Source organism: Ruegeria sp. AG7 (assembly GCF_056541545.1).
In genome coordinates this window covers 69,574-91,385 of record NZ_JBQFYP010000012.1, presented here as the reverse complement: position 1 = coordinate 91,385, position 21,812 = coordinate 69,574, and the positions used below count along the sequence as shown (strand labels likewise).

The window sequence follows — 21,812 nt, the reverse complement described above, 5'->3', positions numbered from 1 at the left end:
TGGGGTGCTGACTGAGTATCGGGACCTAATGACAGTTTCTGTCATTAGGGATAAGCTATAATACATCATGTCCCGCACCGCCCGTTTGTTCCAACTGATGCAAGCCCTGCGTTCTGGCCCTTCGCCCAGAACATCCGAACAGTTGGCGCAGGATTTGGGTGTTTCGGCCCGAACAATTCATCGGGATATTGATGCATTGCGCGGACTGGGTGCCGTGATCGATGGCGAAGCGGGGTTTGGCTTTACGCTGATCGAGGACGCAACCCTGCCCCCATTGGGGTTCACTGATGATGAGCTTGAAGCGTTGGTTCTGGGCCTGCGCGAAGTTCAGGTGATTGGCGATCCGGCTTTGTCGGGCGCAGCGGGCACGGCCCTGCGGAAACTTCAGGGACGCTTGCCGCAACGCCAGTCCCACCGGCTCAGCCATGCGGTTCTGGCTGCTACGCGGTTCAACCGCCCGCCTGAACCCACGATTGACGTGGCCACTCTGCGGCAGGCGACGTGGGATGAGCGCGCGGTTGAGTTTTTCTATACGGACGCGAAAGGCGATGCTACGCACAGGCGCGTCAACCCGTTGAGCATCGTCTATCTGGATCACTCGAACGTGTTGTTGGGCTGGTGCCACCTGCGACAGGATTTTCGCGTTTTCCGGTTGGATCGCTTGCAGGACATGTCAGTGACGGAACAAAGTTTCAGGCCGAACCGCGTGCCCCTGCTGCGCGAAGCATTGGAACGCATTCGGGCAGAGCGTGCCGCGCAGGAGCGTGAGGCGAACGTCTGAGCTCTTTGTGAATTTCCGATTTTGCGCTACCCTGTGGCCGAGCAGTAATCAGGAAAAACGGAATGCGAAAATGCGTAGGCGGCGTCATGACCGTCGCATTGTGGGCATCCATAGTGCAGGCGGAAACAACAGAGAACACCAGATGGGCAGACAGCGGGATATCGCGCGATGCGTTGCAACTGGCTTCGGCGGATGTGACCGTATCAATCCGTCCGGTCCCGCGCCCGTTGACTGAGGCCTTGCCCGTGGCTTCTGCGACAACGGCACGGTTTCAGACCTGGCTTGGCGCGTTTCAGGGCCGCGCGCGGCGGCAGGGCATTTCGCAGGGAACACTGACTCAAGTGTTTTCGGGCATGAGCTATGACGAAGATGTCCTGGAACGGGATCGTGATCAGGCGGAGTTTTCGAAACCCATCTGGGAGTATCTTGAGACCGCAGTTTCGGAAACGCGCCTGTCGAATGGGCGCGCCGCCCTGCAGCGGCATCGGCAGGTGTTGAACCGGATCGAGGCTGAATACGGCGTCGAAAAAGAGGTGGTCACAGCCATCTGGGGACTTGAAACCTCTTTCGGGTCTTATCGCGGCAGCAGTCCAACGCTTCGTTCATTGGCGACGCTAGCCTTTGATGCGCGGCGGGCACAATTCTTTGAAACGCAGTTGGTCGCTGCCCTGCGGATTGTGCAGGCTGGTGATATCAGTGCCGGCAACATGCTTGGCAGTTGGGCGGGCGCAATGGGGCATACGCAATTCATGCCCACGTCATATCTGGATCACGCGGTAGACTTCGACGGTGATGGCAGGCGCGACATCTGGTCGGATGACCCGACGGATGCGCTGGCTTCGGCGGCGTCTTATCTGGCGCGGCATGGTTGGACGAAGGGTCAGCCGTGGGGCGTGGAGGTGCGTCTGCCCACGGATTTCGATTACGCCTCAGCCCGTCGTGATTTAACGCTGATGCCGTCCGAATGGGCTGCACAGGGTGTCGTGGCGCGGGATGGCACCGTCGTGCCGGATCATGGGAAGGCCGCGATCCTGCTTCCGGCCGGAAGTCAGGGCGTCGCGCTGATGATTTTTGACAATTTCAACGTGATCGAGGCGTATAACGGGGCCGATGCCTATGTGATCGGCATCGGGTATCTGTCCGACCGGCTTGCGGGGGGCGCACCGTTTCAATCTGACTGGCCGCGCGGCGATCGGGTGCTGAGCTTTGCCGAGAAAAAGGAACTTCAGACACGTCTGACGGATGCGGGCTTTGACACAAAGGGTGTCGACGGGCGCACTGGGCCAAATACGATCAACGCGGTTCGAGCGTATCAACTGGCGCAAGGGTTGGTCCCGGACGGATACCCCACGCCAAACCTGCTGGAGCGGTTGCGATGACAAAAAAAGGCGGCCCATATGGACCGCCTTTTAAGATGCATAAATCGCTGAGTTAGGATGCGGCTTTCATCAGCCCCTGCGCAATGATCTCGGCCTGTGCTTCGTCCAGCGACTTGTAGATCCGCACGAACATCTCGTTGATATCCGCAGGCGTCAGGATCAGCGGGGGTGAGATGATCATCCGGTCGCCGACATGGCGCATGATCAGGTTATTGGCAAAGCACCGATCACGGCAGATATAGCCGACCGTGCCGGGTTCGGATGCGAATTTGGCGCGGCTGGCTTTGTCCGGGGTCAGCGCGATGGAGGCCATCATGCCAACGATCTTGGCCTCACCCACCAGCGGATGATCTGCCAGTGCTTCCCACTTTTCTTTCAGATAGGGGGCGGCAACGTCGCGCACATGCTCAACGATCTTCTCTTCTTCGAGGATGCGCAGGTTCTCCAATGCCACGGCAGCCGCGACCGGGTGGCCGGAATAGGTATAGCCGTGGTTGAATTCGGTACCGCCAATCACTTCGGCGATTTCGTCGTTCACGATGGACCCGCCGATGGGCGCATAGCCCGAGCTAAGGCCCTTGGCGATGGTCATGATATGCGGCTTGATGCCAACGGTTTGCGACCCGAACCAGTTGCCTGTCCGGCCAAATCCGCAGATGACCTCGTCAGCTATCAGCAAGATATCGTACTTGTCGCAGATACGCTGAATTTCCGGCCAGTATGTATCGGGCGCGACAATCACACCGCCTGCACCCTGAACCGGCTCGGCGATAAAGGCGGCTACCCGGTCTTCGCCCAACTCCTCAATCGCCTCTTCCAGTTCGCGCGCGCGGGCCAGACCGAATTCTTCGGGCGACATGTCGCCGCCTTCGGCCCACCAGTTGGGTTGGTTTATGTGGTGGATGTTCGGGATCGGAATGCCACCCTGTGCGTGCATCCCGGCCATACCACCCAGCGAGGCCGAGCCCACGGATGAGCCGTGATAGGCGTTCTTTCGGCTGATGATGATGTTCTTGTCAGGCTGGCCCTTCTGGGCCCAGTAGGTGCGCACGAGGCGGATATTGGTATCGTTTGCCTCGGACCCGCCTGCTGCGAAAAAGACATGGTTCAGGTCGCCCGGAGCCAGTTCTGCAATCTTGGCAGCCAAAGCAATCGCCGGGACGTGGGTCGTTTTGAAGAAGGTGTTGTAATAGGGCAGCTCGCGCATCTGGCGCGCGGCAACATCAGCCAGCTCATCACGCCCGTACCCGATATTGACGCACCACAGGCCCGCCATCGCGTCCAGAATTTCTTCGCCTTCGCTGTCAGTCAGATAAACGCCAGTGGCACGTGTGATCACGCGCGCCCCTTCCTTCCCCAGCGCACCATTGGCCGAGAAGGGGTGAATGTGATGCGCCGCATCCAGCGCCTGCAACTCGGCGGTCGGCATATGGTTGGTGATGATAGACATCGGAGAATCTCCTTCAAGAACGCAGTTGGCGAACACAATATGATCAAATTTTTTCGTGTCAATCGAATCAGGCTGAATCAGACGGACGTCAATGCTTCCGCCATCAGGTCCATGCCTTGTTCGATGTCCTGGGCGGTTGCCTTTGCGGTCATTTCAGCGTCACCGACGCGCAAAGCGGCAATAATGTCCTTGTGCCGATCCGGAAGGCTCTGCGTGCCGAAGCGCCCGCAGACAACACGCAAAGAGGGGCCAAACCGCAACCAAAGTCTTTCGGCTAGGTCACTGAGGATCGGCGCGTTTGCGTAAGAATACAGCGTTTCGTGAAAAGCCTGGTTCAAACGCAGATAGCCACCGACATCTCCATCGGCGATCATGCGATCCAAATGCCTGTCCAGGCGTTCCAAGTGATCAATGTCCTGCGTTTTCAGGTTGGCGGTTGCACGTCTGGAAAGCTCTGATTCTATTGAAATTCTGGCGAAGATCATCTCTTCAATATCGTTGGAGTTCAACAACGGTACACTGACGCGCCGATTGCCCTGGAAAACCAACCCTCCATCCGAGATCAACCGGCGAATCGCTTCGCGGACCGGAGTCATCCCAACACCCAGCGAATCAGTCAGACCCTGGATTGTGACGGGCTGACCTGGGACCAGTTCACCGAACAGAATCTGTGATCTGAGTGTTTGGTAAACCTGCTCATGCGCGGGTTGTTTGCCCCCTTCGGTCGACGGCGCATATGCCTTATTTTTGATCAAATCCAATTGGTTCTTCCTATTTCGACTAAGCCTGACTTGTCAGGTGACTGGCCACGTGAAACCATACGCTGGATCGAGGGAAAACGCAAAACTTGATCAAATCCAAAAAAACGGGAAAATACCCGTACACTTGCAGGGAGAAGAATATGACAATCAAAACGCTGACCATGACAGCGGTCATCGCATTGGGGACTTCGGCGGCATTTGCCGAAGAGGTGCGTGTTTACAACTGGTCCGACTACATCGACGAAGAACTGCTGAGCAAGTTCGAAGCAGAAACAGGTCTGACCCTGATCTATGACGTGTTCGACAGCAACGAGGTTCTGGAAACCAAGATGCTGGCCGGTGGCTCGGGCTATGATGTGGTTGTACCGTCAGGTACATTCCTTCAGCGCCAGATCCAGGCCGGCGCGTTTCAGCAGCTGGACCAAAGCAAGCTTTCGAACGCCGGAAACCTTTGGGATGTAATCGAAGAGCGAACTGCCGGTTATGACCCGGACAACGCGTATTCGATCAACTATATGTGGGGAACAACCGGGATCGGCGTGAATGTCGGTAAGGTCAAAGAGGTTCTGGGCGACGACATTGCCCTGAACAGCATGGACTTGGTCCTGAAACCCGAGAACATGGAAAAGCTGGCCACTTGCGGTGTGCATTTCCTGGATGCCCCGGCCGAGATCATTCCCATGGTGCTGCAATACCTTGGAGAAAACCCTGACAGCCACGACGCGGACGTGATCGGCAAGACCGAAGCGGTTCTGACAGCAGTCCGCCCGCATATCCAGAAATTCCACAGCTCGGAATATATCAATGCGCTGGCAAATGGCGACATCTGCGTTGCTGTTGGCTGGTCGGGTGACATCCTTCAGGCACGCGACCGTGCCGCAGAGGCAGATAACGGGGTGGAGATCGAGTATCACCCCTTCGCCGAAGGGTCACTGATGTGGTTCGACCAGATGGCAATTCCTGTCGATGCTCCAAATCCCGAAGGCGCACACACGTTCCTTAACTTCATTCTGGACGCCAACAACATGGCGGCGGCATCGAACTATGTGTATTACGCCAACGGCAACAAAGCGTCTCAGGAATTTCTGGAAGAGGACGTGATCGGCGATCCGGCCATCTACCCGGATGATGCCACGATGCAGAACCTGTACATCACGACACCTTATCCGGCGAAAACGCAGCGGGTCGTGACGCGTCTGTGGACCAAGGTCAAATCGGGCACCTGATCCGAATTGCACCGGCAGGGCGGCGCCGCCGCCTTGCCTCTCTTTTCAGCTATTCGAACGAGGGCCGTAGTGAATTCTGACGTCTTTGCGCCATGGGATGACCCGCAGGCGAAACCCTTGATCCAGTTCCGAAACGTGACCAAGCGTTTTGGTGAATTTACTGCCATCGACAACCTGTCTCTGGATATCTTCGAGCGAGAGTTCTTTGCCCTGCTTGGTCCGTCTGGATGTGGCAAAACGACGATGATGCGGATGCTGGCCGGGTTCGAAACACCGACCGAAGGCCAAATCCTGCTTGGAGGGAAGGATATCGACCCAATCCCGCCCAATAAGCGTGCCGTAAACATGATGTTCCAGTCCTATGCCCTTTTTCCGCATCTTAGCGTCTGGGAAAACATCGCCTTTGGCCTGCGCCGGGACAGAATGCCCAAACATGATCTGGAAGACCGGGTCGAAGAAATGCTGCGCCTGACCCGGCTTGAACAGTTCGCCCGCCGTAAACCGCATCAGATTTCGGGTGGGCAGAGGCAGCGTGTGGCGCTGGCGCGCTCGCTTGCCAAGGCACCCAAGCTTTTGCTGCTGGATGAACCGCTGGGCGCACTGGACAAGAAATTGCGCCAGGATACCCAATTCGAACTGATGGATATTCAGGAAAAAACCGGCACCACATTCGTGATCGTTACGCACGATCAGGAAGAGGCCATGACAGTCGCCAGCCGTGTGGCGGTGATGGATCAGGGTCAGCTTATGCAGGTTGCCACTCCGGACCGGATTTATGAAAATCCTGCCTCGGTCTATGTCGCTGATTTTATCGGGGACGTGAACATCATTGAAGGGCGCGCGACATCTGTCGGAGAAGATACCTATCAGGTAGACTGGGCCGAAGGGCAAGCGCCGCTGACTGCCGCGTCAGCGAAGAACTTTGAAAACAGTCAGTTGTGTCATCTGGCGATCCGGCCGGAAAAAGTGACAATCTCGGCTGAGCGTCCGGCGGATGCAGTGAATGCGGTGCAAGGCAAGGTTCATGACATCGCGTATCTGGGCAATCTGTCCACTTATCACGTTGAACTTGCAAACGGCACAATCATCAAGGCGCAGACGGCCAACACCCGCCGCATCTCGCGCCGTTCATTCACCTGGGAAGACCCGGTCTGGCTGTCCTGGACGGCCACCGCTGCGGTTCTGCTGGTCGACTGATGCGCCGCGCTGTTCTGATCGCCATACCTTATGTCTGGCTGTTGGCGCTGTTCATGGTGCCATTCTTCATCGTTCTGAAGATTTCGCTGTCGGATACCGCGCTTGCGATCCCGCCCTACACACCGACACTGGATTTTTCCGCTGGTTGGGCGGGGATCAAAGAGTTCTTCAGCCAGCTTGATCTTGAAAACTTCGTCTGGCTGACCGAGGACGACCTGTATTGGAAAGCGTATCTGTCCAGCGTCAAGATCGCTTTGATCTCAACCTTCCTGACTTTGCTGGTTGGCTATCCCATCGCCTATGGGATGGCCCGTGCGCCCGAGGAATGGCGCCCAACGCTGATGATGCTGGTGATCCTGCCTTTCTGGACGTCATTCTTGATCCGGGTTTATGCTTGGATGGGCATTCTGTCGAATGAAGGGTACCTTAATCAACTGCTTCTGTGGACGGGTATCATTTCGACGCCTTTGACGATCCTGAACACCTCGACTGCCGTCTATATCGGTATTGTTTACACCTATCTCCCGTTCATGATCCTACCGATTTATTCGTCATTGGAACGTATGGACGGCTCGCTGATCGAGGCGGCCGAGGATTTGGGCTGCTCGAGGGCACAAGCCTTCTGGCTGGTCACCGTTCCACTGTCCAGACCGGGCATCATCGCAGGTTGTTTTCTGGTGATGATCCCCGTGATCGGCGAGTTTGTGATCCCGTCACTGCTGGGTGGGTCCGGCACGCTGATGATCGGCAAGGTGTTGTGGGAAGAGTTCTTCTCGAACCGAGACTGGCCCGTGGCAAGTGCCGTCGCGATCGTGCTGTTGCTTATACTGGTCGTTCCCATCGTGCTATTCCAGCGCAACCAGCAGAAACAGGCGGAGGCTGACGGATGAACAGATTAAGCTGGTTCAATACGGTTTCGCTGACGCTGGGTTTTGCGTTCCTGTATATTCCGATGATCATCCTGATCATCTTCAGCTTTAACGAAAGCAAGCTGGTCACGGTTTGGGCCGGGTTTTCGACCAAATGGTATGGCGAACTGGTTCAGAACGAGGCATTTCTGGATGCCGCATGGGTCACGGTCCGGGTTGCGGTGTTTTCTTCGACATTGGCAACCATTCTGGGGACTGCGGCCGCTTATGTGCTTGTCAGGGGCAAGCGGTTCTTTGGTCGGACACTGTTTTCCGGCATGATCTACGCTCCGCTTGTGATGCCCGAGGTGATCACCGGCCTGTCGCTGCTGTTGCTCTTTATCGGGATCGGGCTGGACCGGGGTATCCTGACCATCGTTCTGGCTCACACAACATTTTCGATGTGTTTTGTGTCGGTTGTCGTCTCGTCACGGCTTGTGACATTCGACAAATCGCTGGAAGAAGCCGCTTTGGATCTGGGTTGTTCACCCGCGCAGGCCTTTGGTCTGGTCACCCTACCGATTATCGCGCCTGCGGTAATCTCGGGCTGGCTGCTGGCTTTCACATTGTCGCTGGATGATCTGGTTATAGCGTCGTTCACATCGGGCCCGTCGGCGACGACCCTGCCGATCAAGATCTTTTCGGCCGTGCGGCTGGGCGTCAGCCCCGAGATAAACGCGCTGTCGACGATCATGATTGCGGTCGTGACGGTTGGGGTGATAACGGCCTCACTTGTGACCAAGCGCGCCATGATGCGTCAACGGCAGGACGAGCAGGCCGCTGCGCGCACCGAATGAAACGGATATTTCCCGAATACACCTATGGTGCGGGTCCTCGTGATGGTTGCTGGTGGGACGAGACCATTGCAAACCCGAACTGGCCAGAGTTTCAGGGCGATCTGAACGTTGATGTCGCCATCGTCGGTGGCGGCTTTACAGGGGTCTCAGCGGCTTTGCATCTGGCTGAAAACGCGACCTCGGTTGCTGTGCTCGAGGCAGGCCCACCGGGGTGGGGCGCATCAGGTCGCAATGGCGGTTTCTGCTGTCTTGGCGGATCGAAGCTAGGGCAAAAGTCCATGGTGCGCCGCTATGGCCGCGAAGCGGCGCAGGCCTATGAGACGGCTGAACAGGACGCGGTCCAGCTGGTTGCCGATCTGCTGGCGCGGCATCGGATAGATGCGGATACGCATTCCAATGGTGAGACCCAACTGGCCCATTCGCGACATGCGATGGATGTCCTGCGCCGACACGCGGACGAGACCGGCATTCTGCACCAAGCTGCTGATTTGCCAGCGCTTGGTATGTGTGGTGCATTCTTCGGAGGGTATACTCTGCCGGTCGGCTTTGGGCTCAATCCCCGGAAATACCTGTTCGGGTTGGCAAGCGCTGCGGCGGCTTCGGGTGTGAATTTCTTTCAGAACAGCCCCGTTCTGAACATTGAAAAAACAACGTCCGGCTTCAGACTGCAAACAAGCGCAGGGCAGGTTAACGCTCAGGTCGTGCTGATTTGTACCAACGGGTATTCTAGCGAAGACATCCCCGATTGGATGTCCGGACGCTACTTGCCCGCGCAATCGACCGTGATGGTAACGCGCCCGCTTAGCCAGGCTGAACTATCGGCGCAGGGCTGGAACTCGGACCAGATATGTTACGACACGCGTAATCTTCTGCACTATTTTCGCCTGATGCCGGATGGGCGCTTTTTGTTCGGAATGAGAGGCGGCTTGTTATCGTCGCCCCGGTCCGAGGCCGCGATCCGGGCAAAGGTTCAACAGGATTTCAAACGCATGTTCCCGGCCTGGGCGGCGGTTGAGGCGACTCATATCTGGTCAGGTATGGTGTGCCTCTCGCGAAGCCTGATGCCTTTTGTTGGTGCCGTGCCCATGCAGCCAGGCATGTTTGCCGGATTTGCGTATCATGGCAACGGCGTCGCTATGGGCACATACAGCGGACGCGCATTGGCACGGCTGGCTTTGGGCAAGGATGCCCGTTTGCCAGCCCCGATGAGGCAAACTCCTGAACGGTTTCCGTTGGGCCGCTGGCGTCGCGCATTGATGCCACCGGCATACGCCTTGTTTGCGCTTTCGGACCTCAGGTGAATTCGTTCGGTTTCAGGGTTTCGATTTCCAGTTTCAAGCCTTCGGAATAGTCGGGTGCACCGTTTTCCGCGCGCCACAGGCAATAAGCGGCCATGCGCCAAGCATACCATGGCTTGAGCCGTTGATAACGGGAAACAATCTCAGGTCTGCGATAGGCGGACAGAAACTGAACTTCTTCCGCGTCCGACAAAGGTGAGCCCCGGTAAAGCCTTTGCATCGCCGGGGACAGAAACATCGCAAGGTCTTCGCACGGGTCGCCAAAGGCCGGGCATTGCCAGTCGATCAAGGTCAGGCCGCGGGATGCAACCAGAATATTCCCAGCGACCGGGTCGCCATGGATCAGGCAAGTCTTGGTCGTGGAGGGGACAGATATCGAGGGTTGCAATACTGCCAATTCGTTTCTGGTTTCTGACCTGCACCCTTGCAGAATTCTGTACCCATGGGCCATCAGATCCGCGCTGCCGTTGCACCCGGCAGGCGCTGGAATGGTGTTGGGCAGCGAATGCAGCCTGCGCAGCAGTTCACCAACCTTGTCCGAGCCATTCCGCCAGGGTGTTCCGGGTGCGTGGTCGTAAAACACCCAATGCGCGTCCTTGTGCTGTCCTGCGGCGCGCAGCCTTGGCACAAAACCGGTCGGACCAAGCGCCTTAAGGCAGAGGGTTTCCAGCTTTGCATCATTTCGAAACAAGGGGTTGCGCAGGGTCGGGCTGTAAAGCTTCAGCACTTTGTCGCCGTCGTCCCCCAGCACTTTCCAAACCCTGTTGGTCCGACCGCCATACAGGATTTCGAACTGCGCATACATGTTGACCAGCCCAAGAGAGCTGAGGTGTTCAACCAGATCATGAGGGGGGGCAGGCAGGTTGGGCAGAGGTCTTTTCACTTCTTCTGGCGAGTCAAGTTGCCAACCTTTGGCCCGTCCAGCCCAACAGATCAAGCGCCCGTTCGAACAGCCGTGACCAGATCTGCGGGAATCACCTGACCGCCTTGCAGGGTCAGCAGAACAGCATCCTCTCCCACCTGCGCCTCGACGACGCGGTTATAGGCAGCGACGGGTTTCTCGGAAATCAGCCGGTCATTCTTGTAGCTTTCAAGCGTCGCGGTGTAGTTGCCAGCAGCCATCGGATCACCCGAGGAACTTACACCTGCCCAAGCAAACTCCGTCGCCGTTGTGGCAACAGAAACCGTGTCGACAACTGTGCCTTCATGATCACGGATCACCAGTTTGGTTGCGTCCGCGTCAGAATCCGCGCGCGAAAACAGGGTCACTGGCTGGCTGTTGAAATGATAACCCGCGGCAGATCTGACGTCCATTCCGACCCAGCTTGCAAGGTCGTTCAGATTGACACTGCCAAGCGTGCTGGTCAGGGCGGAAAGCAGGTCATTGGTTTGAACCTGTTGTTCAACCATCGAAAACTGCGCAAGTTGCGATGCGTATTCGGTTGAGTCCATCGGCTCCAGCGGGTCCTGATTCTGGGCTTGCGCGGTCAGCATCAACAGAAACGTTTCGAAATCCGAAGTGATCGCAGAACTTCGGGACGGACCGGCAGTTTGCTGAGATGTGGCAGCCTGTGTGGCAGTGACGGGTGTGATCATCTTTCAATATCTCATATCGATGCCCCTGACCGGAGCAGGAGTTTGTGGATGTGGCGTGGCTTGCGCGAGGTGTACGTTCCGAACCAGTTCGGATTCCGGTGTGGCCTGAGCGTCGAATTCATTTGCCGGTTTATCCCGTGCACCTGAATCCGACGGAGTCCCCAGATCGATGTTCAGGTTTCCATAGCCCAGTTTCTGAAACTCCTCCGTAAGAACGGACAGGTGGCGGCGTATAAGTTCCATCGTGTCCGGGCGTTCGGTGGCGATTGTCATCTGGAGCCCGTCATCCCTACCGTTCAGCACAATGGATACACGCCCCAGTTCTTCGGGGCTTAGCGAGATTTCCATGATGCTGGTTCCCGGTCGGGTCTGAATCGTTGCCGCCAATTGCCCGGCTATAGCACGAGCAATTTCAGCACGGGCGGACGGAGAGGGCATCGCCGTGTGTTGTGCCACCTCGCGGGGGGCTTGCTGAACGGGTTCGTCTAAGGCGATGGACCCCGAGTCAACCTCCTGCGCCGGTGCCGCCTGTTCCGCTTCGATTGAGTTGAGGATCAGTTGAAGCTGCGCAACCGGTGTCGCGCGGTTTGGATTTGTCGGCTTGGGCGTGGCAACGACTTCTGCTGTCTCGGGCGCCGCCTTTGTGCTTTCAAGGAGCGGTTCGGTTTTCACCCCGGTTGTCTGGTCCTTAGATTGGGGTGGCTGGCCCAAAACAGGCAAAGCCTCTGTGGGTTTTTGGGCAGGCACGACCTGGGTCGAAGCGGCGTGAACCTGCCTTTCGGTTGGTTGTCCGTGCACAAAGGGTTGAATGTCGGTCTGACGGGGTAAACCCGTTGACGCAACGGTTTGTTCCGGTTCTGTCGTGCCCGTTGCGGGGATATCCGCCCTAGCAGGTATAAACGGCGCGGGATGCACCGTATTCGCCGTAGGCGTTTCAAACGTTCCGACAATTTCGGTCTGCGGTGAAATGTTATCTGCCAACTCTGGTGCCCGAGGTGAAATCGCCACGACAGATGCCTCAGCCGTGTTTGGCAGAATGGCCTCCACCTCAATCTCGGCAGTTTCGTCGGTGGTTTCGATAGAAGCGTCCAAAACCGTATTGTCAGTGGCGGGACTTGTTTCGTTTCCCTGTTCAAGGATGTCCTCGAAACTGCCCACCCCGGCAGCACGACCCGGTTCTTTTGCGGGCGAATTGGGTTTCGCAGTTGCTGTTGGCGCTGCGGTCGCCAGCGTTAGTGGGTTGGGCATTTTGCTCTGGCTCCGTGTGACTGATCAGAACTCTGCCCGCAGGAAGTTACGTTTATTTTAACCGCTTTCACCTTTGATCGAGAAAGTTCGAAGCATTTTCGGAGAATACCATGCAGGTTTCGACATTTCCCCAGGCGGTTCAAACGCCCTTGACCCAGACCCGACTAAAAGAAGCGGCCATCGAATTGGAGGCCGCATTCCTCAGCGAAATGATGAAGTCCGCCGGATTGGGCAAAACGCGCCAGTCCTTTGGTGGCGGGGCCGGTGAAGACCAGTTCTCTTCGTTTCTAGTTCAGCATCAGGCCCGGCAACTGGCCCGGGCTGGCGGAGTGGGCTTATCAGAAATTCTGCTGAAATCTTTGATGGAGAAAACCGATGACGTCTGAGGTCGACATGGCACTGATCAAATCTCTGGAAGAAGTTCTGGATCTGGAGCGTGCGGCGCTTGTCCAGGGTGATCTGGATCGTCTGACGCATATGGTGCCGGAAAAAGAAAAACTGATTGGCGCGATCAACGACCTTCAGGTGCTGAACAGCGATGCACTCATGCGGGTGCAGCAGAAAGTCGAACGCAATCAGGCATTGCTGAACAGTGCCGCCGACGGGATTCGGGCCGTGGCCAGCCGCATGGCCGAACTGCGGCGGGTTCGGCAGGAATTCAGCGCTTACGGCGCGGATGGGCAACGAAGTGAATTTCCCGTTCGTAACACGGCAAAGCTGGAAAAGCGCGCATAGGCCTGGGTTTGATTCAAATCTGAAACTTCTGGTTCGGGCGTTTTAGCACTCCGTTAGGGGATCGGGCTCAAAAGTGATGCTGCACCTGGAAGCATCAGGTGGCGCGAACAGCCACGCGGCGCGTCGCACAAGTCAGAAAGACACCAATGCCCGCAGATACTGTGGGGTGAACATGGGCGAAAATGACCCGAAGGCAAAAGGATAAAAGCTATGTCCAGCATTCTGACAAACAATGGCGCGATGGTTGCGCTGCAAACTCTCAAGTCGGTCAACAAGAACCTGGCAATGACCCTGAACGCGATTTCGACCGGTAAGGACGTCGCGACAGCCAAGGACAACTCGGCGGTTTGGGCGATCTCGAAAGTGATGGAATCCGACGTCAAGGGCTTCAACGCGATCAAAGACAGCCTCGCGCTGGGCGAATCGACAGTAGCTGTTGCGCGAAATGCGTCTGAAACCGTCACCGACCTGTTGACTCAGATGAAAAGCAAGATCGTCGCGGCGCAGGAAGACAACGTTGATCGCGGTAAGATCAATGACGATGTGACCGCACTGAAGGATCAGATCGCATCGGTTGTCAGCGCTGCCCAGTTCAACGGTCTGAACCTTGTTGACGGCTCGACCGGCTCTGCCTCGATCCTTGCATCGCTGGATCGTGACAACACCGGGGCGGTGACTGCGTCGTCAATCTCGGTCTCGGGGCAGAACCTGTCGACCGGTGGGTATGTCACCAAACAGGTTTTCGACGGCTCTACCGGTGCATCGACCGGCAACGACCGCGTGGGGGCAACCATTGACAATGGTGCAACGGCTGCGACGGCGTTGGTTACCGATGAATCCAGTGGCGCATTCGCTGCCGGAGATAAGGTTGTCGTCGCCATTAACGATCAGGTTGTGTCCTATACCGTTTCTGCGGAAGATGCTGCCGCGACGACGACCGGTGACCTTGTTGCTGTCGGATTGAAATCGAAGATCGAAGAGCTTGGAATTACCGGTCTGACCGTCGATTACGACTCCGGCACTGCGGGTACGTTGTCGGTAACAAACGGCACAGGATCTGATATTTCGTTCTCGGCTCAGTTCGTGAATGCGGGTGCCGGTGGGCTTGGTGCGCTGGCAGGTATTGATGTGTCGACAGGTGCGGGGGCAACCGCTGCGTTGGCGGCTGTCGAATCGCTTATCGATACGTCGATTGATGCTTCGGCCGCCTTTGGCTCGGCGCAGGGTCGTATCGAGACTCAGAAAGAGTTCATTTCGAATCTCTCTGACTCGTTCAAATCCGGTATCGGCGCGCTGGTCGACGCTGACATGGAAGAAACCTCGGCGCGTTTGCAGGCCCTTCAGGTACAGCAGCAGCTGGCAACACAGTCGCTCTCGATCGCCAACCAGGCGCCGCAGTCGATCCTGTCGCTGTTCCGCTAATACGCGACGCGGTCCGGGGCGCGGTTATCGCGCCCCGGTCGTGACCACCTGACGACGGCTTTTTGGAAGGAATTCAAGTGACCCCGCAAACCCTCGCTCAATACACTTATGCGCAAGCCGCCGCGCCGACGCGAACGCCCCGTGACACTGAATATGAGGCAATTTCCAGGATTACGCGGCGTCTCAAGGCGGCTACTGCACGCAAGGCAACGGATTTCTCAGCGTTTGTTCAAGCCGTTCACGAGAACCGCCGGTTATGGGGCGTGTTGGCAACAGGTGTCGCGGATTCGGCAAACGCGTTGCCAAACGATGTTCGCGCCAGGATCTTCTACCTTGCCGAGTTTACGGAACTGCACAGCAGCCGCATTTTAGCGGACGGCGCGTCCATCGAACCATTGCTTGAAATAAACACGGCGATTTTGCGCGGATTGCGCCAGATGAGGGCAACGTGATGAGCGGGCTGGTTCTGAAACTCGCCCCGAAGGAAAGGGTGCTGATCAATGGTGTTGTGATTGAAAACGGCGACCGCCGTGGCCGGTTTTCAATCATGACGCCGCAGGCCAATGTCCTGCGGCTGCGCGATGCGATACATCCGGATGAAGTAAATACTCCAGTGCGCCGTGTCTGCTATGCCGCACAGCTTGTTCTGTCCGGAGACATGGATCCGGTTCGGGCACGTCAACACCTGTTGCGCAGCGTGGAAGAGCTGAGCCAGGTTTTTACAGATACAGACAGCCGCCGTGTGTTGTCCGAGGCAACAGACGCGCTGGTGGCCGAGCAATACTATAAATGCCTCAAGTCACTTCGCTCGCTTCTTCCGCGCGAAGAACGGTTGATGGCCTATCAGCAATGAGCTTTCAACCGGTCATCCCCACTGGCGGGATCGTCGGCTGGCGGTTTCTGCAACGTACTTATCAAGGTCAGTTTCAAAGTTTCTCGTCTTCGGCAGTGAATGAGAGGGAGACGAAGTATTTCCTGGACAACATTGGGAAAGTGAAGACCGCCGAACAGTTGGTTTCGAACCGCAGATTGTTGCAGGTCGCTTTGGGTGCCTTTGGGTTGGAGGCGGATGTGGACAACCGGTTCTTTATCCGGAAAATTCTGGAGGATGGAACACAGGCGGAGGACGCTTTGTCCAATCGTTTGGCAGATAAACGGTACCGGGAATTTTCGGATGCTTTCGGGTTTGGCCCGGGGGCTGTTCGAAAAACGGTGCTGGTTACCAATATGGAAAAGATAGCCCAGGCCAATCTGTCTGCGCGGTTTGAGGTTGCGGTCGGACAGTCGGATGAGACGATGCGTATTTCGCTCTATGCCCAGCGTGAGCTGTCTGATCTGGCGAAAAGCGGAAGCAGTACAGATACGAAATGGTTCGATCTTATGGGATTGCCCCCGCTGCGCAAAATGATGGAAACGGCACTTGGGCTACCGCAGTCATTCGCCCAACTGGATATCGACAAACAATTGGTCGAGTTCAAAAGCCGGCTATTCCATCTGACTGGATCGGATGATCTGGCACAGTTTTCGGACCAGAAAGCAGTTGAGAAACTGACCGACACCTATCTGGCCAGAAGTCAAATCGCGGGTCTTCAGAGTACGATATCGCCAGCGCAGACCGCTTTGATCTTGCTTGGGGCTGTGTGATCAGAAGACGCGGGGCAAAAGTCCGGGCCGCAATCAAGTATCCGACGTCTCTCGTTTAACCTGCACAAACCACATGTTAACCGTTCAAAATCTCGTCGGCCGTGGTGTGCAAAGCGTAGCATACAACGGGTCGAGACACGTTGTGCAGGTTGACCGCGCCCAATGGCAAGGCGTTGGAACAGGCAGGCTCGATATCTTCGGAAACGACTATGCGATGCCCTTCGGTTTTCCCATATTCGCCCAACCGCGCGGCTATGTTGGCCGCTTGTCCAATAACTGTAAAATCAAGACGTTCACGAGAGCCCACATTGCCATAAGTGACGCGCCCATAAGCCACGCCAATCGAACAGTCGCAATGCAAGCCGGTACCTGCTTTGCGCAACTCACCCAATGTTTCGACGATATTGATTGCCGAGCGCTGTGCGTTGGCACGGGCCGCGCTGGCGTTTTCATCGGTTGCCGGGAATACCGCCAGAACAGCGTCACCAATGAATTTCAAAACTTCGCCTTCGTTCTCGTGAACGATACCCGAGACGGTTTCAAAAAACTCGTTCAAAACACTGATATACGTGCCCCGACCCAGTTTCTCTTCGAGGCTCGTCGAGTTGCGGAGGTCACAGAACATGATTGCCGCGTCGATCTCATCCCCGTCACCGCGCCGGATCTCGCCCCCCAGAACGCGTGCGCCAGAGCGTTTTCCAACATATGTTTCCAGCAAAACCTGCGCATTCTCGCGTTGCATGAACACTTCGTAAAAGCGGGCGATCACCGAGGAGCATTCGAACACAAGGCCCAGATTCTCGGTGGTGAAGCCGTTGGGGTGGTCACAGGTCAGCGTCAGAACGTTGGTTCGCCCGTCAGAGAAGGGCAACGGCATCGCGACATAGTCGGTGGCACCCTTGGCCCGCAACTCCTCCATGATCGGGAAGCTGTTATGCGGGTTATCGTCGTTCAGCCTTTGCCGTACGCCGCCTAACCCGTTCGAGACATGGCGCAACGGGCTGTTGATGAAAGCCGGGTGATCATAGATTTCGTAGGTTGGGGCGCGGGTCAGAATCTCGTCCTGATCCTTTTCCCAGATATAGTGTTTGCCCGCGATTAGGGGGTGCAAGGACCATGCCAGAATGCTCAGCCGCTGGATGGCAATGCCGTGCTCCAGCATCTTCTCGGCCAATGCCTTGGTAAAGCTTTCGGGAGTGGTCGCGGCCGAAGCACCGCGCATCAGCCAGTCGATCAGAGGTCCGCTGATATTGCCGTCGTCCGGCTCGCGCAGGCGATTGTCCCCCAGGTCAATCCGGGTGTAGGCGCCGGACACAAACCCGATACATCCCCGGATATCCGCGCTTTCCGGCAGGGCTTGTTCATAAGCCCAGACGGAATTGGTCAGAGGCCCCGAGGCCAGTTGGATGTCGTGGTAAGTGGCGGTGCCTTTGAACGGGCAGAATGTTTGCAGGTCTGTTTCTTCGCTCAGATCCACACATACATCTGCGCGGGGAACGTAAATCGTTGGCGGCAAACGCGTTTCATACATCACCTTTGCATTTGTGCTTTCAGCCAAAAGAATGTCGTTCCGGTAAATGGCAATCCTGCCATCCAGCGGCTCAACCGAGATTCCATATCCATTCATCTGTGGCGCGGCGTGGACGTTCATAAGCGACCTCCTCTGCCTGGGGTTTGTTTAGAATGGGGCTTTCCATCTGACATTCCAAGAGGCTGCAACGGGAATTTACCGGGTGCAAGCGACGCGTCAAAACATCAGACCATTTGAATGACGTCCTTCTCGATCGACAGCATGTACCCCTTCTTGGCAATATTCTTGACCAGCAGTTCGCTAACCATCTGGTTGCCAAGCGCATCGCGCAACCGTTTGATCCGTGTTGCGCCAGCGGCTTCGTCACAATCGGCAGCATCGCGACCGGAAATCATGGCCTCGATCTGGGCGCCGGACAACACCTCGTCATCCAACCGGGATTCCGCCAGAATCGACAGGGTTTCCATGGCGGCGGGTGTCAGTTTGAAATCCATGTTGTTAAGGTAGACAGTGTTTTCTTCGCGACTGATCAGCAGCGACGTCACCTGAATGCCGGTACGTTCGATCTGCGCCATGCGCCGGTTCAACAAGACCAGCATCACCAGAAAGACCAACGCCGAGATCATCATCGCGCTGGCAAAAACCAGCAACACATAGATCACCATCCGGTAACTGGACAGGGTGTCAGCAAAGGCGGTGCCCGATTGGGCCAGAATTTCAAGCAGGCGAATCTCGGTCTGTGACGTCAGATCGGCCTCGACAAACAGCCGTTCGACACGAGCGTTGAACGCATTTGCGTCCGGCAAGGTCCAGAACAGGAAAACGGCAGCGGTGATCAGAATGACGACAATGGCCGCGATGCCCAGCACAACCAGGCGGACACCCGACCGGCGTGCATCAGAAACGGAGATAGAATTGTCCGGCATTGCCTTTCCTCTGATCCAACCCTTCCGGCCCGAAAACGGACTGCACTTCAAGCAAGGTCCAACCTGATGCGCCCAGGCGCTGGGCGATTTCTGCCCGGGCCTGCCCCTTGTCGCAGTTTGTGACCTGCATGACGCCGTAATGCAAACGCAGCGGGTTGTCCTTCTTGGCTTTGTAGTCCGCATAACAATCTGCCGCTGTCGCAGCAGAACCAAGCGATAACAGGGCCGCAAAGGTCAGAGAAGAGAGGATCTGTTTCATAGGCCGCATCCTGCGCATGAGTTGTCGCGATATTCAATAACCCAAGGGGTTTGCGGCCCCTGATATCCGATAACACCGGGCCGTTATTGCTTGTCTGGGGCAGGTGCCCCCACTTTCAGGGCAATCAGCACGCGGTCCGTCATACGGTCGCACGAACATCCGAAAGGACAGGCATCATGCATAAGAAATTCATCGCTTTGATCATTGCAACCGCAGTTGCGATTACCGGTGTTTCAGCTTCTCAGGCGAAGGCGGCCGACGCAAAGGACATTCTTGGGGGGCTGGCGGCCATCGCAATTATCGGTGCCGGTGTTCATTACTATAACAAGGAAAAGAAAAAGGACCGGGCGACGCGTCAACAGACCTATTCCCATACACCATATGTGGCGCAGCCAGTGCGCCCGTTGCCGCCGCATGTGGCGCGTTACGACCTGCCCCAGCGCTGCCTGCGCACCTATGATGGGTATTCGCAGGATCATCCGCTGCTTGGGCCGAAATGTCTCGAGAAACATTACAAACATGCCAATAGCCTGCCGCAAGAGTGCAAGGTCGGTTTCTGGAATGGCAAAAAGGTCAGGCAGGCCTATGAACCTGCATGCCTGCGCCAGAAGGGATACCGCGTCGTTTATCAGTAGTTTGGGTTGAGCAGGAACGGTGCCAAAGAAGTGCCGTGAGAGAGAGGGTGGTGTGGGCCGTCCTCTCTTTTCTTCTTGCGGTGCTACGCGAAACGCGGTTTTCCAAGGGAATGACAATGCCAAACTTCGAACTTGAGCAGGCGCTGCTGGACATGGGCCACATCCGTATCGCCGGCGTGGATGAGGTCGGGCGCGGCCCATTGGCCGGGCCGGTTGTGGCTGCCGCCGTGATTCTGAACCCGCAGCACTTTCCTGATGGCCTGAATGACTCAAAAAAGCTGACCGCAAAACGCCGGGCTGCGCTGGACGCTGAGATTCGAAACACTGCTGAGTTCGCGGCAGCCGAAGCTTCTGTCGCCGAAATTGATGAGGTCAATATTCTGAGGGCGTCGCACTTGGCGATGATGCGCGCGGTGGAGGCGTTGACCCCGGCACCTGATTTTGTGCTGATTGATGGCAACCTGATACCGCAGGGTCTGAGAATTCCGTCACAGGCCGTTGTGAAGGGCGATGCACGATCGGTGTCGATCGCGGCTGCTTCGATCCTGGCGAAAAACTGGCGCGATCAGGTGATGGTGGATTTAGCGCAACAGCATCCGGGTTATGGGTGGGAAACCAACGCGGGCTATCCGTCAAAACAACACAAGGAAGCGCTGCGAAATCTTGGCGTGACCCCACACCATAGGCGTTCGTTCAAACCGGTGCACAATATCTTGTATCAAGAGTAAATCGTAAGTTGCTGATTCAAAAAAGAATTTGACGGCGAATCGACTTTGACTCATCCTTGTCTCAACCAAATGAGCGCAAAAGCGCCGTGGACACTTGAGGCAGTGATATGACAACAACCACCAAAAAGGGCGCAAAAGCGCTCCCTTTAAACACGATTCTCTCCGGGGACTGCATCGATGTGATGAACAGTCTACCCGAGGCGTCCGTGGATCTGATTTTTGCGGACCCGCCGTATAACCTGCAATTGAAAGGTCAGTTGCATCGTCCGGATAATTCGCAGGTCGATGCGGTGGATGATCACTGGGATCAGTTCGCAAGTTTTGGAGCGTATGACCAGTTTACGCGCGAATGGCTGAAGGCGGCGCATCGTCTGCTGAAACCCAATGGTGCGATCTGGGTGATCGGGTCTTATCACAACATTTTCCGCGTGGGGTCAGCGCTGCAGGATGCCGGATACTGGATCCTGAACGACGTTGTGTGGCGTAAGTCGAACCCGATGCCGAATTTCCGCGGCAAGCGGTTCACCAATGCGCATGAAACAATGATCTGGGCGTCCAAGCGCGAAGGCGCGAAATACACCTTCAACTATGAGGCGCTGAAAGCTCTGAACGAAGGTGTGCAGATGCGCAGCGACTGGGTGCTGCCGATCTGCACCGGGCATGAGCGCCTGAAGGACGAAAACGGCGACAAGGCGCATCCGACGCAAAAACCGGAATCGCTGTTGCACCGCGTGCTGGTCGGCTCGACCAACCCCGGCGATGTGGTGCTGGACCCGTTCTTTGGTACCGGAACCACCGGGGCCGTCGCCAAGATGTTGGGGCGCGAGTTCATTGGTATCGAGCGAGAGGAAAGCTATCGCAAGGTGGCTGAAAAACGCATCGCCAAGGTCCGCAAGTTTGATCGCGAAGCTCTGGAAGTCAGTGCCAGCAAACGTGCCGAGCCACGCGTGCCATTCGGTCAGCTGGTCGAACGCGGAATGTTGCGCCCGGGTGAAGAGCTCTATTCCATGAACCAACGTCACAAGGCGAAGGTGCGTGCGGACGGAACGCTGGTGGGTGACAATGTCAAAGGGTCAATCCATCAGGTCGGCGCGCATCTGGAAAACGCACCGTCCTGCAACGGCTGGACATACTGGTGCTTCAAACGGGACGGCAAGACCGTACCGATTGACATCCTGCGGCAACAGATCCGCGCAGAAATGCACAATTGAATTCACGAACACCGCCGGTGCCTGTGGCCTGACACATGGCACTATGCCTTGCCCCGCCGATCAATCGGCGGGGTCTTTTG

The 21,812-nt window shown here is 56.6% G+C and carries 24 protein-coding genes; 16 read left to right on the top strand and 8 right to left on the bottom strand.

What is annotated here, in order from left to right; all coding sequences use genetic code 11:
- Positions 1 to 67 precede the first annotated feature (67 nt).
- Positions 68 to 781 (top strand): helix-turn-helix transcriptional regulator, encoded by a 714-nt coding sequence (locus ACR0BF_RS15500; protein WP_480484146.1) that lies wholly within the window; start codon positions 68 to 70, stop codon positions 779 to 781.
- Positions 782 to 843: 62 nt separating this feature from the next.
- Positions 844 to 2,160, top strand: coding sequence for a lytic murein transglycosylase (locus ACR0BF_RS15495; protein ID WP_480625262.1), 1,317 nt, complete (start codon positions 844 to 846; stop codon positions 2,158 to 2,160).
- A 52-nt stretch (positions 2,161 to 2,212) separates the two neighbouring features.
- Here ACR0BF_RS15495 and ACR0BF_RS15490 read toward each other — a convergent pair whose 3' ends face one another.
- Together ACR0BF_RS15490 and ACR0BF_RS15485 are read right to left on the bottom strand one after the other, a co-directional pair.
- A complete protein-coding gene (locus ACR0BF_RS15490; protein ID WP_480625261.1) occupies positions 2,213 to 3,610 on the bottom strand; it encodes an aspartate aminotransferase family protein in 1,398 nt (465 codons plus the stop codon).
- A 77-nt stretch (positions 3,611 to 3,687) separates the two neighbouring features.
- Positions 3,688 to 4,371 (bottom strand): GntR family transcriptional regulator, encoded by a 684-nt coding sequence (locus ACR0BF_RS15485; protein WP_480474182.1) that lies wholly within the window; start codon positions 4,369 to 4,371, stop codon positions 3,688 to 3,690.
- Positions 4,372 to 4,511: 140 nt separating this feature from the next.
- On the opposite strand from ACR0BF_RS15485, the gene ACR0BF_RS15480 reads away from it, so the two are divergent.
- The 5 genes from ACR0BF_RS15480 (at position 4,512) to ACR0BF_RS15460 (ending at position 9,800) form a co-directional block, all read left to right on the top strand.
- Positions 4,512 to 5,597 (top strand): polyamine ABC transporter substrate-binding protein, encoded by a 1,086-nt coding sequence (locus ACR0BF_RS15480; RefSeq protein ID WP_480474181.1) that lies wholly within the window; start codon positions 4,512 to 4,514, stop codon positions 5,595 to 5,597.
- 69 nt (positions 5,598 to 5,666) lie between these two features.
- Entirely contained in the window at positions 5,667 to 6,794 is a 1,128-nt protein-coding gene (locus ACR0BF_RS15475; protein WP_480474180.1) for an ABC transporter ATP-binding protein, read from the top strand.
- Positions 6,794 to 7,684, top strand: a complete 891-nt coding sequence (locus ACR0BF_RS15470) for an ABC transporter permease subunit (protein ID WP_480474179.1) — start codon at positions 6,794 to 6,796, stop codon at positions 7,682 to 7,684. The genes ACR0BF_RS15475 and ACR0BF_RS15470 overlap by 1 nt, the downstream gene beginning before the upstream one ends.
- Complete coding sequence (locus ACR0BF_RS15465) at positions 7,681 to 8,499, top strand: ABC transporter permease (protein WP_480474178.1); 819 nt, start codon at positions 7,681 to 7,683, stop codon at positions 8,497 to 8,499. Before ACR0BF_RS15470 ends, ACR0BF_RS15465 begins: the two co-directional genes overlap by 4 nt.
- The gene (locus tag ACR0BF_RS15460) at positions 8,496 to 9,800 is read left to right on the top strand and encodes an NAD(P)/FAD-dependent oxidoreductase (protein ID WP_480517897.1); all 1,305 of its coding nucleotides are present in this window, start codon (positions 8,496 to 8,498) and stop codon (positions 9,798 to 9,800) included. Before ACR0BF_RS15465 ends, ACR0BF_RS15460 begins: the two co-directional genes overlap by 4 nt.
- Here ACR0BF_RS15460 and ACR0BF_RS15455 read toward each other — a convergent pair.
- From ACR0BF_RS15455 to ACR0BF_RS15445, 3 genes are read right to left on the bottom strand one after another with little or no spacing between them, the layout of a single operon-like run.
- Entirely contained in the window at positions 9,793 to 10,680 is an 888-nt protein-coding gene (locus ACR0BF_RS15455; RefSeq protein ID WP_480474176.1) for a phosphotransferase, read from the bottom strand. The genes ACR0BF_RS15460 and ACR0BF_RS15455 overlap by 8 nt on opposite strands.
- Positions 10,681 to 10,730: 50 nt before the next feature.
- On the bottom strand, positions 10,731 to 11,393 hold the full coding sequence (locus ACR0BF_RS15450) for a flagellar hook capping FlgD N-terminal domain-containing protein (RefSeq protein WP_480625260.1): 663 nt from the start codon (positions 11,391 to 11,393) through the stop codon (positions 10,731 to 10,733).
- A 3-nt stretch (positions 11,394 to 11,396) separates the two neighbouring features.
- Positions 11,397 to 12,641, bottom strand: a complete 1,245-nt coding sequence (locus ACR0BF_RS15445; protein ID WP_480625259.1) for a flagellar hook-length control protein FliK — start codon at positions 12,639 to 12,641, stop codon at positions 11,397 to 11,399.
- 110 nt (positions 12,642 to 12,751) lie between these two features.
- Here ACR0BF_RS15445 and ACR0BF_RS15440 point away from each other — a divergent pair, with 110 nt between their 5' ends.
- The 6 genes from ACR0BF_RS15440 to ACR0BF_RS15415 all read left to right on the top strand — a co-directional run bounded on the left by ACR0BF_RS15440 (position 12,752) and on the right by ACR0BF_RS15415 (position 16,442).
- Positions 12,752 to 13,027 carry a rod-binding protein gene (locus ACR0BF_RS15440; RefSeq protein ID WP_480517891.1) on the top strand — a complete coding sequence of 92 codons (276 nt, stop codon included), beginning with the start codon at positions 12,752 to 12,754 and terminating at the stop codon, positions 13,025 to 13,027.
- Entirely contained in the window at positions 13,017 to 13,376 is a 360-nt protein-coding gene (locus tag ACR0BF_RS15435) for a flagellar biosynthesis protein FlgN (protein ID WP_480606339.1), read from the top strand. Before ACR0BF_RS15440 ends, ACR0BF_RS15435 begins: the two co-directional genes overlap by 11 nt.
- A 210-nt stretch (positions 13,377 to 13,586) precedes the next feature.
- Positions 13,587 to 14,798, top strand: coding sequence for a flagellin N-terminal helical domain-containing protein (locus tag ACR0BF_RS15430; RefSeq protein ID WP_480625258.1), 1,212 nt, complete (start codon positions 13,587 to 13,589; stop codon positions 14,796 to 14,798).
- A 77-nt stretch (positions 14,799 to 14,875) separates the two neighbouring features.
- Positions 14,876 to 15,250, top strand: a complete 375-nt coding sequence (gene flaF, locus ACR0BF_RS15425; protein ID WP_480517887.1) for a flagellar biosynthesis regulator FlaF — start codon at positions 14,876 to 14,878, stop codon at positions 15,248 to 15,250.
- On the top strand, positions 15,250 to 15,651 hold the full coding sequence (gene flbT / locus ACR0BF_RS15420; protein ID WP_480625257.1) for a flagellar biosynthesis repressor FlbT: 402 nt from the start codon (positions 15,250 to 15,252) through the stop codon (positions 15,649 to 15,651). The genes flaF and flbT overlap by 1 nt, the downstream gene beginning before the upstream one ends.
- Positions 15,648 to 16,442, top strand: coding sequence for a DUF1217 domain-containing protein (locus tag ACR0BF_RS15415; RefSeq protein ID WP_480606330.1), 795 nt, complete (start codon positions 15,648 to 15,650; stop codon positions 16,440 to 16,442). Before flbT ends, ACR0BF_RS15415 begins: the two co-directional genes overlap by 4 nt.
- Before the next feature lie 76 nt (positions 16,443 to 16,518).
- Here ACR0BF_RS15415 and ACR0BF_RS15410 read toward each other — a convergent pair whose 3' ends face one another.
- From ACR0BF_RS15410 to ACR0BF_RS15400, 3 genes are all read right to left on the bottom strand, one after another.
- Positions 16,519 to 18,093 (bottom strand): DUF427 domain-containing protein, encoded by a 1,575-nt coding sequence (locus ACR0BF_RS15410; protein WP_480625256.1) that lies wholly within the window; start codon positions 18,091 to 18,093, stop codon positions 16,519 to 16,521.
- Positions 18,094 to 18,197: 104 nt separating this feature from the next.
- Positions 18,198 to 18,899 carry a winged helix-turn-helix domain-containing protein gene (locus ACR0BF_RS15405; RefSeq protein WP_267365085.1) on the bottom strand — a complete coding sequence of 234 codons (702 nt, stop codon included), beginning with the start codon at positions 18,897 to 18,899 and terminating at the stop codon, positions 18,198 to 18,200.
- On the bottom strand, positions 18,871 to 19,158 hold the full coding sequence (locus tag ACR0BF_RS15400) for a hypothetical protein (RefSeq protein WP_480517881.1): 288 nt from the start codon (positions 19,156 to 19,158) through the stop codon (positions 18,871 to 18,873). The genes ACR0BF_RS15405 and ACR0BF_RS15400 overlap by 29 nt, the downstream gene beginning before the upstream one ends.
- A gap of 176 nt (positions 19,159 to 19,334) precedes the next feature.
- On the opposite strand from ACR0BF_RS15400, the gene ACR0BF_RS15395 reads away from it, so the two are divergent.
- From ACR0BF_RS15395 to ACR0BF_RS15385, 3 genes are all read left to right on the top strand, one after another.
- Positions 19,335 to 19,793: a hypothetical protein gene (locus ACR0BF_RS15395; RefSeq protein WP_480517879.1), complete on the top strand. Its 459-nt coding sequence runs from the start codon at positions 19,335 to 19,337 to the stop codon at positions 19,791 to 19,793.
- A gap of 110 nt (positions 19,794 to 19,903) precedes the next feature.
- Positions 19,904 to 20,521: a ribonuclease HII gene (locus ACR0BF_RS15390; protein ID WP_480606324.1), complete on the top strand. Its 618-nt coding sequence runs from the start codon at positions 19,904 to 19,906 to the stop codon at positions 20,519 to 20,521.
- Positions 20,522 to 20,628: 107 nt separating this feature from the next.
- The gene (locus tag ACR0BF_RS15385; RefSeq protein WP_209505001.1) at positions 20,629 to 21,732 is read left to right on the top strand and encodes a site-specific DNA-methyltransferase; all 1,104 of its coding nucleotides are present in this window, start codon (positions 20,629 to 20,631) and stop codon (positions 21,730 to 21,732) included.
- The last annotated feature ends 80 nt before the right edge of the window (positions 21,733 to 21,812 follow it).

What these genes read in the sequence shown, in the direction of transcription:
- ACR0BF_RS15500 (WP_480484146.1), top strand. Translation starts at nt 68, where the DNA reads ATGTCCCGCACCGCCCGTTTGTTCCAACTGATGCAAGCCCTGCGTTCT.
- ACR0BF_RS15495 (WP_480625262.1), top strand. Translation starts at nt 844, where the DNA reads ATGCGAAAATGCGTAGGCGGCGTCATGACCGTCGCATTGTGGGCATCC.
- ACR0BF_RS15490 (WP_480625261.1), bottom strand. Translation starts at nt 3,610, where the DNA reads ATGTCTATCATCACCAACCATATGCCGACCGCCGAGTTGCAGGCGCTG.
- ACR0BF_RS15480 (WP_480474181.1), top strand. Translation starts at nt 4,512, where the DNA reads ATGACAATCAAAACGCTGACCATGACAGCGGTCATCGCATTGGGGACT.
- ACR0BF_RS15470 (WP_480474179.1), top strand. Translation starts at nt 6,794, where the DNA reads ATGCGCCGCGCTGTTCTGATCGCCATACCTTATGTCTGGCTGTTGGCG.
- ACR0BF_RS15465 (WP_480474178.1), top strand. Translation starts at nt 7,681, where the DNA reads ATGAACAGATTAAGCTGGTTCAATACGGTTTCGCTGACGCTGGGTTTT.
- ACR0BF_RS15460 (WP_480517897.1), top strand. Translation starts at nt 8,496, where the DNA reads ATGAAACGGATATTTCCCGAATACACCTATGGTGCGGGTCCTCGTGAT.
- ACR0BF_RS15450 (WP_480625260.1), bottom strand. Translation starts at nt 11,393, where the DNA reads ATGATCACACCCGTCACTGCCACACAGGCTGCCACATCTCAGCAAACT.
- ACR0BF_RS15445 (WP_480625259.1), bottom strand. Translation starts at nt 12,641, where the DNA reads ATGCCCAACCCACTAACGCTGGCGACCGCAGCGCCAACAGCAACTGCG.
- ACR0BF_RS15440 (WP_480517891.1), top strand. Translation starts at nt 12,752, where the DNA reads ATGCAGGTTTCGACATTTCCCCAGGCGGTTCAAACGCCCTTGACCCAG.
- ACR0BF_RS15435 (WP_480606339.1), top strand. Translation starts at nt 13,017, where the DNA reads ATGACGTCTGAGGTCGACATGGCACTGATCAAATCTCTGGAAGAAGTT.
- ACR0BF_RS15430 (WP_480625258.1), top strand. Translation starts at nt 13,587, where the DNA reads ATGTCCAGCATTCTGACAAACAATGGCGCGATGGTTGCGCTGCAAACT.
- flbT (WP_480625257.1), top strand. Translation starts at nt 15,250, where the DNA reads ATGAGCGGGCTGGTTCTGAAACTCGCCCCGAAGGAAAGGGTGCTGATC.
- ACR0BF_RS15415 (WP_480606330.1), top strand. Translation starts at nt 15,648, where the DNA reads ATGAGCTTTCAACCGGTCATCCCCACTGGCGGGATCGTCGGCTGGCGG.
- ACR0BF_RS15410 (WP_480625256.1), bottom strand. Translation starts at nt 18,093, where the DNA reads ATGAACGTCCACGCCGCGCCACAGATGAATGGATATGGAATCTCGGTT.
- ACR0BF_RS15405 (WP_267365085.1), bottom strand. Translation starts at nt 18,899, where the DNA reads ATGCCGGACAATTCTATCTCCGTTTCTGATGCACGCCGGTCGGGTGTC.
- ACR0BF_RS15400 (WP_480517881.1), bottom strand. Translation starts at nt 19,158, where the DNA reads ATGAAACAGATCCTCTCTTCTCTGACCTTTGCGGCCCTGTTATCGCTT.
- ACR0BF_RS15395 (WP_480517879.1), top strand. Translation starts at nt 19,335, where the DNA reads ATGCATAAGAAATTCATCGCTTTGATCATTGCAACCGCAGTTGCGATT.
- ACR0BF_RS15390 (WP_480606324.1), top strand. Translation starts at nt 19,904, where the DNA reads ATGACAATGCCAAACTTCGAACTTGAGCAGGCGCTGCTGGACATGGGC.
- ACR0BF_RS15385 (WP_209505001.1), top strand. Translation starts at nt 20,629, where the DNA reads ATGACAACAACCACCAAAAAGGGCGCAAAAGCGCTCCCTTTAAACACG.